Source organism: Pseudomonas sp. NBRC 111133 (assembly GCF_001320605.1).
GTDB lineage: Bacteria > Pseudomonadota > Gammaproteobacteria > Pseudomonadales > Pseudomonadaceae > Aquipseudomonas > Aquipseudomonas monteilii.
In genome coordinates this window covers 140,570-154,616 of record NZ_BCBJ01000001.1, presented here as the reverse complement: position 1 = coordinate 154,616, position 14,047 = coordinate 140,570, and the positions used below count along the sequence as shown (strand labels likewise).

At 62.8% G+C, this 14,047-nt stretch carries 13 protein-coding genes; 4 read left to right on the top strand and 9 right to left on the bottom strand.

The window, feature by feature from the left end:
- Positions 1 to 49: 49 nt before the first annotated feature.
- From APH36_RS00695 to APH36_RS00655, 9 genes are all read right to left on the bottom strand, one after another.
- Entirely contained in the window at positions 50 to 1,414 is a 1,365-nt protein-coding gene (locus tag APH36_RS00695; protein ID WP_060497033.1) for an MFS transporter, read from the bottom strand.
- 103 nt (positions 1,415 to 1,517) lie between these two features.
- Positions 1,518 to 2,429 (bottom strand): 5-dehydro-4-deoxyglucarate dehydratase, encoded by a 912-nt coding sequence (gene kdgD / locus APH36_RS00690; protein ID WP_016713836.1) that lies wholly within the window; start codon positions 2,427 to 2,429, stop codon positions 1,518 to 1,520.
- 452 nt (positions 2,430 to 2,881) lie between these two features.
- A complete protein-coding gene (locus tag APH36_RS00685) occupies positions 2,882 to 3,691 on the bottom strand; it encodes a gamma-glutamyl-gamma-aminobutyrate hydrolase family protein (protein WP_060497032.1) in 810 nt (269 codons plus the stop codon).
- Positions 3,692 to 4,048: 357 nt separating this feature from the next.
- Entirely contained in the window at positions 4,049 to 4,831 is a 783-nt protein-coding gene (locus APH36_RS00680; RefSeq protein ID WP_060497031.1) for an amino acid ABC transporter ATP-binding protein, read from the bottom strand.
- 22 nt (positions 4,832 to 4,853) lie between these two features.
- Positions 4,854 to 6,098 carry an FAD-binding oxidoreductase gene (locus APH36_RS00675; protein WP_060497030.1) on the bottom strand — a complete coding sequence of 415 codons (1,245 nt, stop codon included), beginning with the start codon at positions 6,096 to 6,098 and terminating at the stop codon, positions 4,854 to 4,856.
- Positions 6,099 to 6,114: 16 nt separating this feature from the next.
- On the bottom strand, positions 6,115 to 6,825 hold the full coding sequence (locus APH36_RS00670; RefSeq protein WP_060497029.1) for an ABC transporter permease: 711 nt from the start codon (positions 6,823 to 6,825) through the stop codon (positions 6,115 to 6,117).
- Positions 6,822 to 7,541, bottom strand: coding sequence for an ABC transporter permease (locus APH36_RS00665; RefSeq protein WP_060497028.1), 720 nt, complete (start codon positions 7,539 to 7,541; stop codon positions 6,822 to 6,824). The genes APH36_RS00670 and APH36_RS00665 overlap by 4 nt, the downstream gene beginning before the upstream one ends.
- A 141-nt stretch (positions 7,542 to 7,682) precedes the next feature.
- On the bottom strand, positions 7,683 to 8,435 hold the full coding sequence (locus APH36_RS00660; protein ID WP_060497027.1) for a transporter substrate-binding domain-containing protein: 753 nt from the start codon (positions 8,433 to 8,435) through the stop codon (positions 7,683 to 7,685).
- Between the two features lie 22 nt (positions 8,436 to 8,457).
- The gene (locus tag APH36_RS00655; protein WP_060497026.1) at positions 8,458 to 9,330 is read right to left on the bottom strand and encodes a MurR/RpiR family transcriptional regulator; all 873 of its coding nucleotides are present in this window, start codon (positions 9,328 to 9,330) and stop codon (positions 8,458 to 8,460) included.
- A gap of 143 nt (positions 9,331 to 9,473) precedes the next feature.
- Here APH36_RS00655 and APH36_RS00650 point away from each other — a divergent pair, with 143 nt between their 5' ends.
- The 4 genes from APH36_RS00650 (at position 9,474) to tpx (ending at position 14,015) form a co-directional block, all read left to right on the top strand.
- A complete protein-coding gene (locus tag APH36_RS00650; protein ID WP_060497025.1) occupies positions 9,474 to 10,499 on the top strand; it encodes an Ldh family oxidoreductase in 1,026 nt (341 codons plus the stop codon).
- 163 nt (positions 10,500 to 10,662) lie between these two features.
- Complete coding sequence (locus APH36_RS00645; RefSeq protein ID WP_016713845.1) at positions 10,663 to 11,859, top strand: amino acid aminotransferase; 1,197 nt, start codon at positions 10,663 to 10,665, stop codon at positions 11,857 to 11,859.
- Positions 11,860 to 12,066: 207 nt separating this feature from the next.
- Positions 12,067 to 13,347, top strand: coding sequence for a serine/threonine transporter (locus APH36_RS00640; protein WP_060497024.1), 1,281 nt, complete (start codon positions 12,067 to 12,069; stop codon positions 13,345 to 13,347).
- Between the two features lie 167 nt (positions 13,348 to 13,514).
- Positions 13,515 to 14,015, top strand: a complete 501-nt coding sequence (gene tpx, locus APH36_RS00635) for a thiol peroxidase (protein ID WP_060497023.1) — start codon at positions 13,515 to 13,517, stop codon at positions 14,013 to 14,015.
- The last annotated feature ends 32 nt before the right edge of the window (positions 14,016 to 14,047 follow it).

The following is a 14,047-nucleotide window of genomic DNA, read 5'->3' as shown; positions in this document are numbered from 1 at the left end:
CTTTTTGTACATCCGCCCGCACCGGGTAACCCGGCGCGGGCGTGTTCACTCAGTGGCGCGAGCTGGCCAGTTCGCCGTTGGCGGCAGGCTCAGCCTGTGGCTTTGGGGCATCGTCGCGCAGCTCGATACGCTTGATCGGGCCGACGATCACCAGGTAGCTGAACACGGCCACCAGGGCGTTGGCACCTACATATACCAGCGCCCACTTGAACGAGCCGGTGGCGCTGATGATGTAGCCGATCACGATAGGGGTGGTGATCGAGGCGATGTTGCCGAAGGTGTTGAACAGGCCGCCAGACAGCCCGGCGATCTGCTTGGGCGAGGTGTCTGCCACCACTGCCCAGCCCAGCGCGCCGATGCCTTTGCCAAAGAACGCCAGGGTCATGAAACCGACCACCATCCATTCGGCGTCGACGTAGTTGCAGAACACCATGGTGGTCGACAGCAACAGGCCACAGACGATCGGCAGTTTGCGCGAAAAGGTCAGCGAGTTGCCCCGGCGCAGCAGCCAGTCCGAGATTACGCCACCCAGCACGCCACCAATGAAGCCGCAAACCGCCGGCAGCGAGGCGATGAAGCCGGCCTTGAGGATGGTCATGCCGCGCTCCTGCACCAGGTACACCGGGAACCAGGTGAGGAAGAAATAGGTGATGGCGTTGATGCAGTATTGGCCCAGGTACACGCCCAGCAGCATGCGGCTGGTCAGCAGTTGCTTGATGTAGCCCCATTTCGGGCCGTCGTTGCCGCGCTTCTGGTCCATGTCCACCAGGCCGCCGTTCTGCTCGATGTGCTCAAGCTCGCTTTGGCTGATGCGGGGGTGTTGGCGCGGGTTGTGGATGGTCTTCAGCCACACCATGGAGAACACGATCCCCAGTGCGCCCATGACCACGAACACATGCTTCCAGCCAAAGCTGAACACGATCCAGCCCATGATCGGAGCGAACAGCGCGGTGGCGAAGTACTGTGCCGAGTTGAAGATGGCCGAAGCCGTGCCCCGTTCCTGTGTGGGGAACCAAGCGGCGACGATGCGCGCGTTACCCGGGAACGATGGGGCTTCGGCGAAACCTACCAGGAAGCGCAGGGTGAAGAGGGTCACTACGGCCCAGGCAACTGGCAGGCCACCGACAAAACCCTGCAGCAGGGTGAACAGCGACCAGGTGAAGATGCTGAAGGCGTAGACGTTCTTGGAACCGAAACGATCGAGCAGCCAGCCACCAGGAATCTGGCCAGCCACGTAAGCCCATCCGAAGGCGGAGAAGATATAACCGAGGGTTACGGCGTCAATGCCGAGGTCTTTCTGCAGGCTGGAGCCTGCGATTGCAATGGTGGCGCGGTCGGCATAGTTGATCGTGGTCACCAGAAACAGCATGAACAGGATCAGGTAGCGCACATGCGTCTTCTTCGTCGCTTGCATGCTGGTAATACTCCCACTAGTTATTTTTGTGCGGGCTCACGAATTGTAACCGGAGTGGGGCTTCCCACTCCGGGTGCGGCAAAGGCAGGCCGCAGGGGTTCGCTTATTGCGGACCCATCTTGTCCATCAGGGCAGCGAGCATTTCGTACTCTTCGGCAGTCAGGTCGGTCAGCGGCGTGCGCACCGGGCCTGCGTCGTAACCGGCAATTTTGGCGCCGGCCTTGACGATGCTGACGGCGTAGCCGGCTTTGCGGTTGCGGATGTCCAGGTACGGCAGGAAGAAATCGTCGATCAGCTTGGCCACGGCGGCGTGGTCGTCACGGGCGATGGCGTTGTAGAAGTCCATGGCGGTCTTCGGCACGAAGTTGAACACGGCGGAGGAGTACACCGGTACGCCCAGGGCCTTGTAGGCAGCAGCATACACTTCGGCGGTCGGCAGGCCACCCAGGTAGCTGAAGCGGTCGCCCAGGCGGCGACGGATCGACACCATCAGCTCGATATCACCCAGGCCGTCTTTGTAACCGATCAGGTTCGGGCAGCGCTCGGCCAGTTTTTCCAGCAGGTCGGCGTTCAGGCGGCAGACGTTGCGGTTGTACACCACCACACCGATTTTTACCGATTTGCACACCGCTTCAACGTGGGCGGCAACGCCGTCCTGGCTGGCTTCGGTCAGGTAGTGAGGCAGCAGCAGCAGGCCCTTGGCACCCAGGCGCTCGGCTTCCTGGGCGTATTCGATGGCCTGGCGGGTGGAGCCACCCACGCCGGCGAGGATCGGTACCGAAGTGGCACAGGTGTCGACGGCGGTCTTGATCACCTGGCTGTATTCGCTGGCCGCCAGGGAGAAGAACTCACCGGTGCCGCCAGCGGCGAACAGGGCACTGGCGCCATACGGGGCCAGCCATTCCAGGCGTTTGATGTAGCCAGCCTGGTTGAAATCGCCCTGGGCGTTGAAGTCGGTGACCGGGAAAGACAGCAGGCCGTGGGAGAGGATGGATTTCAGTTCTTGTGGAGTCATTGTTGTAGGCATCCTGTGGCGCTTGGGTGAAGGGTGTTATTCTGCGCTGGAGGTAAGTTATCGTACAACTTGTGCGGTGACTAGTCCCTTTGCGAGGTTTTTTTGCAGTGGGGCAGGGAAGAAGGGTTATTGCCTGTCCTGACCTGTTCACGGGACAAGCCCGCATCCACAGGTGCAGCACCACCTTTGAAACCAGCGCAGCCCCCTGTGGGAGCGGGCTTGCCCGCGAAGAGGCCGGTACAAGTAACAACTGAAGGCGCAGGAGGTACCGATGGCAGCCTACCTGCAATCAGTCATCGTATCTCTTGAGAGGGAGGGGAAAAACGATCGCGGAGACAGGCACAAGCCCGCCGCCCGCATCCACGGGAAGTGTTCTGGGACCAGCAGAGGGTGACCGGGGAAACGGGGGCGGCCTTGCGCCGCCCCGCGATCAAAGCAGAGGAAACGGTAGGTCAGGCAGCGTGCTGGCGCTTGATCTGCGCCTTGCGTACCTGGGCACGGCAAGCATCGCCGAATGCTTGGAAGATCTTGATCGAATCAGGGTTTTTCGCCGCTTGCCACTCCGGGTGCCATTGCACGGCGAACAGGAACGGCGAAATGCTCGGGGCGTGAATGGCCTCGACCAGGCCATCTTCGGCGTGGGCGATGGCTTCGATGCCGGCGCCAAGCTTGCGCAGGCCTTGGCCATGCAACGAGTTGACGCGAATCTCGTCGGTACCCAGGGTGTCTTGCAGCCAGCTGCCTGGCTGGATTTTCACGCCATGAACCTGAGCGTATTGCACTTCAACCGGGTCTTGCGGGTTTTCCCGGTGGTCGTTGAAGCCCGGCTCGGCGTACACCTTCTGGTAGATGTCGCCGCCCAGGGCCACGTTGATTTCCTGCATGCCACGGCAGATGCCGAAGATTGGCAGGCCACGCTTGATCGCCGCCTTGACCAGCGGGATGTCGAACAGGTCGCGGTTCTGGTCCTGGCCTTTGCCTGGGGTCTGGTTTTCCTGGCCGTACAGGGCCGGGTCGATGTTGCTGCCAGCGCCGGTCAGGTACACGCCGTCGGCCATGTCCAGGTAGGTCTCGAGGTCTTCAGTGCCGCAGCAGGTGGGCACCAGCACCGGAACGCAATCAGAGAACTCGACCAGCGGCGTGATGTATTTGTGGGTCATGACCTGATAGTCATGGCCTTTGCGCTCTTGGCTGCCCATGGTCATCAGGACGACGGGTTTGCGCAGGGAAGGTTGCTTGTTGCCAATGTTGCTGTTGGACATATGTCACCTTGGGACAGGTTCAGCCTGTCGTTGTTGTGCAGGTGCACGGCGCGAAGCCTTGGGTGCAGCCTGTAGCCCCGAGCACTGCCGGCTCGTCAGAGGCGACGATTCCGGTCGGGGCATGTAGATAGCTTGCCAGAGCCGTTCGATATGTCAAACGACTAAAGAGGGCTTTAACGCGGGGAATGCACCGGTTTTTGGGGGCTGAAACCGATGCGGGCCTGGAGCGGCGTGGGTTTGGCGGGGGTGTCGGTCAATAATATTTAACGATGCAGTCGGGTCTTTGCAGCGGTGCAATAAAGTGTTGCTTGTGCCGGCCTCTTCGCAGGCACGCCCGCGAAGAGGCCAGAGCAGATTTCAGTGCAGTATCTGCGCCAGAAACGCCTTGGCCCGGTCGGTGCGCGGCTGGTTGAAGAACACCTGCGGCGGGCTGTCCTCGATGATATGCCCACCCTCAAGGAACAGCACCCGCTCGGCCACTTGCCGGGCAAAGCCCATTTCATGAGTGACGCACAGCATGGTCATGCCGGTGCCGGCCAGTTGCACCAGCACATCCAGCACTTCGGCGACCATTTCCGGATCCAGTGCGGAGGTTGGCTCGTCAAACAGCATGATCCTCGGCTTCATGCACAGCGCCCGGGCGATTGCCACGCGCTGCTGCTGCCCACCGGACAATTGGCTGGGGTACTTGTGCGCGTGGCTTTCGATACCCACCTTCTTCAGGTACATGCGCGCCCGTTCCTCGGCGTCCTTGCGCGACAGCCCGCGCACGCTGGTAGGGGCCAGCAGGCAGTTGTCCAGTACGCTCATGTGCGGGAACAGGTTGAAATGCTGGAACACCATGCCGATATCGCTGCGCACCTGCGCCGCTTCACGGGTGGTGGCGGCGAGGTCGATGCCGTCGACCTTGATGCTGCCCTGCTGGGCCACCTCCAGGCGGTTGATGCAGCGGATCAGCGTCGATTTGCCCGAGCCGGACGGCCCGCACAGCACGATGCGTTCGCCTTCGCGCACCTGCAGGTCGATGTCGTGCAGCACGTGGTACGCACCGTAGTGCTTGTTCAGGCCTTCGATGCGGATCAGCACCTGGCGTGGGTCGGGCTCGGGGGCAAGGCTGGCAAGGCTCAGTGGTGCGGTCATGTTGTTTTTCTCCCGCGTGGGTTCAGTCGAAACGGGTCGCGCTGTAGGGCGCGGGGTCGGTGAAGGGGTGTTCGCCGGTGATCAGCTCGGCCACCAGTCGACCGCTGACCGGGCCCAGGGTGAGGCCGTGGTGGGCGTGGCCGAAGTTGAACCAAAGCCCGGGGTGGTGCGGTGCCGGGCCGATCACCGGGCGCATGTCGGGCAGGCACGGGCGACGGCCCAGCCACGGCGTGTCATCGAGGCGTTCGCCCAAGGCCGGGAACAGCTTGCGCGCCAGGGCCTCGCAGCGGCCCAGCTGGATCTGGTTGCCGGGCGCGCTGGCTGCGTCGAACTCGATGCCGGTGGTCAGGCGCACGCCGCGCGCCATTGGTGCAAGCACGTAGCCGCCTTGGGTATCGCAAATGGAATGCTCCAGTTGCGCGCCGTCACGGGTGCTGTAGTGCATGTGGTAACCGCGCTTGATCGCCAGCGGGATCTGGTAGCCCAGGCCGCTGAACAGGTCGGCCGACTGTGGGCCGAGGCAGGCCACCACTTCGTCGGCGGTAATCGGGCCGCGGCGGCTCTCGACCCGCCATTGGCCGTTGGCCTGGCGCAGGCTGCGTGCATCACCATGCAGGAACTGCCCGCCGCGTTGCTGGAACAGCGTCGCGTAGCCACGGGTGAGGGCGCCGGGGTTGTTCACGGTCTTCGGGTCGAGCCAGTGAATGCCGCCGACCACGGTGGCGTCCAGCTGGTGCTCGCGGGCCTGCAGTTGCCCGCATTCAAGGATTTCAAATTGCAGGCCATAGCGGCTCAGGCCCTTGGCGTCGGCCTTGGCCTGCTCGAACAGGGCCGGGTCGCGGAACACTTCGATCCAGCCTTTGGCCTGCACCAGCCCTTCAAGGCCGGCAGCAGCGATGAGCACGTCGTGTTCTTCGACGCAGCGCTGCACCAGCGGCAGCATGTCAGCGGCGGCACCGGCCAGCCGACCAGGGGCTGACTGACGCCAGTAGCGCCACAGCCACGGCGCGGCCTTGGGCAGGTGCGCCAGGCTGTAGCGCACATCGGGCTGGCGGTTCAGGCCGTAGCGCAGCAATGCGCCTAGTTGCCGGGGAAAAGCATAGGGGATGACGCTGGAGCGCTCAATCAGCCCGGCGTTGCCGTGGCTGGTGCCGCTGCCCGGTTCGTCGCGGTCGATCAGGATCACCTGGCGCCCGCGGGCCTGCAGGTGCAGCGCGGTGCTGACGCCGACGATGCCGGCGCCGAGGACAAGGGTCTGGCAATGCATGGAACGTATCCTTCGGTCAGTTCAGGTGGCGGCCCAGGCGGGCTTCCAGGTGTTTCAGCAGGCGCCGCACCAGTTCGACGATCACCAGGTAGAGCACAGCGGCCCACAGGTAGATCTGGAAGTCGAAACTGCGCGAGAAGGCCAGTTTGGTCACGCCCATCAGGTCATAGATGGTCACCAGCGAGGCAATCGCGCTGGCCTTGATCATCAGGATCAGTTCGTTGCCCAGCGGGCCGATGGCCACCAGCAGCGACTGCGGCAGGATCACCTTGAAGAAGGTGGTCGAGCGTTTCAGGTTCAGCGCCCGGGCTGCCTCATGCTGGCCGGGGGCCACGGCCATCAGGCTGCCGCGGAAGATCTCGGCCTGGTAGGCGGCGGTATTCAGGGTGAATGCCAGCAAGGTGCAGAACCACGCCTCGCGGAAGAACCACCACAGACCCACGTCCTGCCAGAAGCCTTTGAGCGAGCCCAGGCCGTAATACAGCAGGAACAGTTGGGCCAGCAGCGGCGAGCCACGGAAGAAGTACACGTAACTGGCGGCCATGCGCTGCAGTACCAGGCTGCGCGACATACGTGCCAGGGCCAGCAACAGGCCGAGTACGGCGCCCAGGCTGAAGGAAATGCCCACCAGCTTGGCGGTCACCAGCAGGCCATCAAGAAAGCGCGGGCCGTAGCGCTCCAGCAGGTCGGGGTCGAGCACCAGTGCCAGCAGTTGTTCGAAGCTCATGCGCGTGCTCCTTGCAGGTGGCGGTTGCTGCGCCGTTCGATGTAGGCGAACACGCGCCCGGAAAGTGCCGCGAACAGCAGGTAACCTAGGCAGGCGACGCCGTAGAAGAACATGGGCTCCTTGGTCACGCTGACCGCAAGGTTGGTCTGGCGCATCAGGTCGACCAGCGAAATGGTCGACACCAGCGAGGTGTCCTTGAGCAGCGACAGCCAGTTGTTCGACAAGCCGGGCAGGGCGATGCGGGTCAGTTGCGGCAGCAGCACCTTGAAGAAGCCGGTGCGCTTGCTCAGGCCCAGTGCCGAGCAGGCCTCCAGCTGGCCTTTGGGCAGGGTCTTGAAGGCTGCGAGCCAGATCTCGCTGGAGAACGCGGCGAACACCAGGCTGAAGGCAATCATCGCGGCAAGGAAGGTGTTGATCAGGAACTCACCCTCGTAGCCCATGGCGGCAAGGATCTTCTGCGCGGCAATCTGGCAGCCGTAATAAATGATCAGCAACGTCAGCAGCTCTGGCAGGCCGCGGAACACGGTAGAGAACGTGGTGGCCCAGGCCCGTGGCAGGCGTTTGCGCGAGCGTGCGGCCAGGGCAACTAGCAGGCCCAGCGGCAGGCCGATGGGCAGGCAGGCCAGGGCGAGGGAAACCGTAACCAGCGCGCCGGCCAGCAGCGCCTGGCCCCAGCCTCCACTGGCGAAGGACAGCAAGGACAATTGATCGAGCATGACAAACACCTTGTGTTGACCTCACCGGCCTCATCGCCGGCAAGCCGGCTCCCACAGGTACACCTCTGTTCTTCAGGTCAGTGAGCAACCTGTGGGAGCTGGCTGGCGATAGGGCCCGGTCAGGCAATGCGGGCTTGAAGGTCAGTTGTAGATATCGAAAGCGAAGTACTTGCTGGCGATCTTCTGATAGGTGCCGTTGGCCACGATCTGTTGCAGTGCAACGTTCAGGCGCTGGCGCAGGGCCTCGTCGTCCTTGCGCACGGCAATGGCAGCATCGGCTTTGGTGTTTGCCACGTCGCCGAGGATCTTGCAGCAATCCCCACCGTTCTTGGTCATCCACTCGTGCAGCGGGAATTTGTCGGCAATCACCCCGTCCAGGCGCCCGGCGGCCAGGTCGGCGTTGGCTTCGTCCATGGTCGGGTACAGCTTCACGTCGGCACCGGCCTTGCCATACACGTCTTCGGCGTAGATAGCCTGGGTGGACGAGGACTGGGCGCCGACGGTGTAGCCGACGAAGTCAGTCTGGGCGCTGTCGATCTTGCTGTCCTTGGCGACGGCGACGGTCAGCGGGGTGCGGTAGTAATGGTCGGTGAAGGCGATTTTCTTACGACGTTCTTCGGTGTCGATCATCGAGGCGACAATAGCGTCGTACTTGCGGGCCATCAGGGCGGGGATGATGCCTTCCCAGTCCTGGGCCACCAGCGTGCACTCGACTTTCATCTGTTCGCACAGGGCGTGGGTGATGTCGATGTCGAAGCCGTGCAGTTTGTTATCGGCATCGACATAGTTGAAGGGCGGGTAGGCGCCCTCGGTGGCAAAACGCAGGGTTTCGGCACTGGCGGTACCCGTCAGCAGCAGGGCACACGCACCCACCAAGGCCATGGTCTTGTTCATCTCGCACCTCATTGCACTCTTGCTATTGTTGTTTGCCCGCCGACCACGAGGTGTAGCCGACGAACTCGTTATGTAGAGCGGCAGTCGCTTCCAAGCGTTTTTCAACATCAGGCCCGAGTTTCTTGCAGACCTCGTTGACCATCAGGTGAACCCACGACAGCATCGTCGAGGTGGATTCCCAGAACAGATTGAACTCGGTGGGGATGCGGAACACCTCGTCGGCGTTGGCATCGGCCCAGTCACAGAAGGTGTCGGTCACCAGGGTGACCGCGATGCCCGCCTGGCGTGCCTTCTGGCACAGCAATAGGGCGTGGCGGGAATAACGGCGCGCTTCGAACACCACCAGGGCGCTGTCTTCGGCGCGGCCCAGCAACACGTCGCCGAAGTGCCCGGCGCTGATATCGACCAGTTGCACGCCATCGCGCAGGTATTGCAGCAAGTGGCTCATGCACATGGCCACGCCGCGCTCGGTCTGGAAGCCGGCGATGAACACCCGTGGCTTGCTGGCCAGGCGTTGCGCCACGCTGTGCCAGGCCGGGCTTTGACGGTACTCGTGCACGCGCACCAGGGCGGCGATCTCCAGCTCCAGGCTGCCGGCGTTGTCGCTGGCGTCCTGGTTCTGGCGGTAATCTTGCAAGCGGTCACCCACCAGCCAGGGGCCGTCGCCCAGGTCGTTCTGCAGGTCTTGCTTAAGCGCCTTGAGGTGGGCATAACCCAGTGAGCGGCAGAAGCGCCCGACGCTGGATTCGCTGACGCCCAGCTTGACGGCGATGCTGGCCGAAGTCTGGAACGGCAGTTCGTGCAGGTTGGCAAGCATGTAGGTGGCGATCTTGCGGCCCGAGGCAGCGGCCCCTTCGAGGCTGTTTTCCAGGCGTTGCTTGATCGGTTGGCTCATGCTGTGGCTCCAGGGGTAAGGCTTGGGAAAGAAAATGAATGTTTTCTGTCATCAAGTCAACATTTGACAGATTGCTGTCACTTGCAGGAAAGTTTTTGTCGTTGCAACGCTGTAGCCATTCCAATACCAACAAGGAGCTTCAGATGTCCGCACCTTCCAACGGCACCGTCGTGCGTGTGCCCTTTACCGAACTGCAGGGCCTGTTGCAGGCTATTTTCCAGCGCCATGGCTGCAGCGAGCGCGTGGCCGGGGTGCTGGCTCACAACTGCGCCAGTGCCCAGCGTGATGGCGCGCATAGCCATGGGGTATTCCGCATGCCTGGGTATGTTTCGACCCTGGCCAGTGGCTGGGTCGACGGGCAGGCCACACCGAAGGTCAGTGATGTGGCTGCCGGCTATGTCAGTGTCGATGCCGCTGGTGGTTTCGCCCAGCCCGCGCTGGCTGCTGCCCGTGAATTGTTGGTGGCCAAGGCCCGCAATGCCGGCATTGCCGTACTGGCGATCCACAACTCGCACCACTTCGCGGCACTGTGGCCGGATGTAGAGCCGTTCGCCGAAGAGGGCCTGGTGGCCCTGAGCGTGGTCAACAGCATGACCTGCGTGGTGCCGCATGGGGCCCGCAAGCCTCTGTTCGGCACCAACCCCATTGCGTTTGCTGCGCCTTGCGCCGAACATGACCCGATCGTCTTCGACATGGCCACCAGCGCCATGGCCCACGGTGACGTGCAGATTGCTGCGCGTGCCGGCCAGCAACTACCGGAAGGCATGGGTGTGGATGCCAACGGCGAGCCGACCACCGACCCGCTGGCGATTCTGGAGGGTGGGGCCTTGCTACCGTTTGGTGGGCACAAGGGCTCGGCGCTGTCGATGATGGTCGAGTTGCTGGCGGCGGCGCTGACGGGCGGGCATTTTTCCTGGGAGTTCGACTGGTCCGGGCACCCCGGGGCGAAAACGCCATGGACGGGGCAGCTGATCATCGTCATCGACCCGCACAAGGCCGAGGGCGAGCGGTTTGCCCAGCGCAGCCGCGAATTGGTGGAACAGATGCAGTCGGTGGGCCTGACCCGCATGCCGGGTGAGCGGCGATACCGCGAGCGAGAGGTGGCCGAGGAGGAGGGGGTGGCGGTGACCGAGCAGGAGTTGCTCGGCCTGAAGGAGTTGCTGGGCTAACCCGGTCTCTTCGCGGGCTTGCCCGCGAAGAATCCAGCACAAATTTCCAGCCATGCAATGTTGCATAGACAACCTTGCACAATAGTGGATGTTCCTGAACCCGCACTCCGGGTATGCTCAACGCTGACTTTTCGTACTGTCCTGATCCAAGGAGCTGCACGCTGTGTTCAAACATGTCGATGCCTATGCCGGCGACCCGATCCTCTCGTTGATGGAAACCTTCAAGGCCGACCCGCGCGCCGACAAGGTCAACCTGAGTATCGGCCTGTACTACGATGAGGCCGGCGTGGTGCCGCAACTGGCGGCTGTGGATGCGGTGGAAAAACGCATCGCCGGCCAGGACCACGAAGCTTCCCTGTACCTGCCAATGGAAGGCCTGGCCAGCTACCGACAGGCGATCCAGGCACTGCTGTTCGGTGCCGATCACCCGGCTGTGACCGGCGGCCGTGTGGCCACCGTGCAGACCGTGGGTGGTTCCGGCGCCCTGAAAGTCGGTGCCGACTTCCTCAAGCGCTATTTCCCGCAGTCCGAAGTCTGGGTCAGCAACCCGACCTGGGACAACCACCGCGCCATCTTCGAAGGCGCCGGCTTCAAGGTGCACACCTACCCGTACTTCGACCAGGCCACCCGTGGCGTGGACTTCGACGGCATGCTGGCCACCCTGCAGACCCTGCCGGCCAACAGCGTAGTACTGCTGCACCCTTGCTGCCACAACCCCACCGGCGCCGACCTGGAACAACACCAGTGGCAACAAGTGGTTGAAGTGGTCAAGGCACGCCAACTGATCCCGTTCCTCGACATCGCCTACCAGGGCTTCGCCGAAGGCCTGGTGGAAGACGCCTACGCCATCCGCGAAATGGCTCGTGCCGGTGTGCCGTGCCTGGTCAGCAACTCGTTCTCGAAAATATTCTCGCTGTACGGCGAGCGGGTAGGGGGCTTGTCGGTGGTGTGCGACGACGACGCCACTGCCCAGAGCGTCCTTGGCCAGCTCAAGGCCACCGTACGCCGCAACTATTCCAGCCCGCCCAACTTCGGCGCCCAGCTGGTCGCTGGCGTGCTGAGCGATGCCGGCCTCAATGCCCAATGGGCCGAAGAAGTCGAAGTGATGCGCAAGCGTATCCTCGACATGCGCCAGGCGCTGGTCGATGCTCTGGCGAAGCTGCTGCCAGGCCAGGACTTCCAGTTCTTCCTGCGCCAGCGTGGCATGTTCAGCTACACCGGCTTCAGCGTGGAGCAAGTGCGCCGCCTGCGTGACGAATTTGGCGTATACCTGATCGACAGCGGCCGCGTGTGCATGTCCGGCCTGCGCCCGGCCAACCTGCAACGGGTTGCCGAAGCGTTCGCTGCTGTTCAGAAGTAACACCACCAAGGGGCCTGCGCGGCCCCTTGCATTTCCTGTCGGCACAACCCGCTTGTAAAGACAAGTGCAACCGCCCCTCGGAAAGGGGCTTCGCAAGTGCAACCTTTCCGTGCACAATCGCGCCCCTCTTTTCCGGTTGAGTTGGGCGAAGGCACTATTTCGCCATTCTCAGCCTGTTGCAGTCTTGCGAGTGGAGCTTCACCCGGAATGAATGAGCAGGCCCCAAGCGTTGAACAACGCTTTGCAGAATCGACCCCCGCCACCCTTGGCAGCTGGGCGCGTCACGACACTACCTGGATGCTGGGCCTGTTTGGCACAGCCATTGGCGCCGGAACCTTGTTCCTGCCGATCAACGCCGGCCTTGGCGGTTTCTGGCCGCTGCTGATCCTGGCCATACTGGCTTTCCCGATGACGTACTTTGCCCACCGTGGCCTGACCCGTTTCGTCCTTTCCGGGCGCAACGGTGGCGACATCACCGAGGTGGTCAAAGAGCATTTCGGCAGCACCGCCGGTGCCTCGATCACCGTGCTGTATTTCTTCGCGATTTTCCCCATCCTGCTTATTTATAGCGTGGCGCTGACCAACACCGTGTCCAGCTTCATGGAGCACCAGTTGCACATGGCGCCGCCACCGCGGGCCATCCTGTCGTTCGTGCTGATCCTCGGCCTGCTGGCCATCGTGCGTTGCGGCGAGCAGGCCACGGTCAAGGTCATGAGCCTGCTGGTGTACCCGTTCATCGTCGCCCTGGCGCTGCTGGGCCTGTACCTGGTGCCGCACTGGACCGGTGGCATCCTTGACAGCGCCACCCAGGTGCCGCCGGCCTCGGCGTTCCTGCACACCCTGTGGCTGGCCATTCCGGTGATGGTGTTCTCGTTCAACCACTCGCCGATCATCTCGGCCTTTGCGGTGGACCAGAAGCGCCGTTACGGCGAGCACGCCGATGAGCGCAGCGGCCAGATCCTGCGCCGCGCCCACCTGCTGATGGTGGTGATGGTGCTGTTCTTCGTGTTCAGCTGCGTGCTCACCCTGAGCAGCGCCCAGCTGGCCGAAGCCAAGGCACAGAACCTGTCGATCCTGTCGTACCTGGCCAACCACTTCAGCAATCCGACCATCGCTTTCGCGGCGCCGCTGATCGCCTTCGTGGCTATCGCCAAGTCGTTCCTGGGTCACTACATCGGTGCCAGCGAAGGCCTGAAAGGCATCATCACCAAGACCGGCGCGCGCCCGGGTGCCAAAACCCTGGACCGCGTGGTCGCTGCGCTGATGCTGGTGGTGTGCTGGATCGTTGCCACCCTCAACCCGAGCATCCTCGGCATGATCGAGTCGCTCGGCGGCCCGATCCTGGCGGTGCTGCTGTTCCTGATGCCGATGTACGCCATTCACCGTGTACCGTCGATGCGCAAGTACAGCGGCGCGGCCTCCAACGTGTTCGTGGTGGTGGTCGGTCTGGTTGCGTTGACTTCGGTGGTGTACGGCCTGCTGGGCTGATTCGCCTCCTGCAATAAAGAATGCCCGGGTTGCCTGTCGCAAACCGGGTATTTTTTTTGTCCACAAAAAGTGTCTGGAAATAGAACAATTTCACCGGACCCATAGGCACCCGGCCGGCTTCATGCTTAACTCAGTGTCCTTTTCAAACCCAGCATAAGGATTTCGTCATGGCTCAAGTGACTCTCAAAGGCGGCCCGGTTCAGGTCAACGGCAACCTGCCACAGGCCGGCGCCCAGGCTCCGGCATTCTCCCTGGTCGGTGAAGGCCTGGCTGACAAGTCGCTGAAAGACTTCGCCGGCAAGCGCAAAGTGCTGAACATTTTCCCGAGCGTCGACACCCCAACCTGCGCTACCTCCGTGCGCAAGTTCAACGCCCAGGCCAACGATGTCGCCAACACTGTCGTGCTGTGCATCTCCGCCGACCTGCCGTTCGCCCAGGCCCGCTTCTGCGGTGCTGAAGGCTTGGACAACGTGAAGAACCTGTCGACCCTGCGTGGCCGCGAGTTCCTTGAAAACTACGGCGTCGCCATCGCCGACGGCCCGCTGGCCGGCCTGGCTGCCCGCGCCGTGGTGGTGCTGGACGAGAACGACAAGGTGCTGCACAGCGAGCTGGTTGGCGAAATTGCTGACGAGCCGAACTACGATGCAGCCCTGGCTGTACTGAAGTAAGGACTGCGTGGGGCAGGGCGGGCATTTATTGC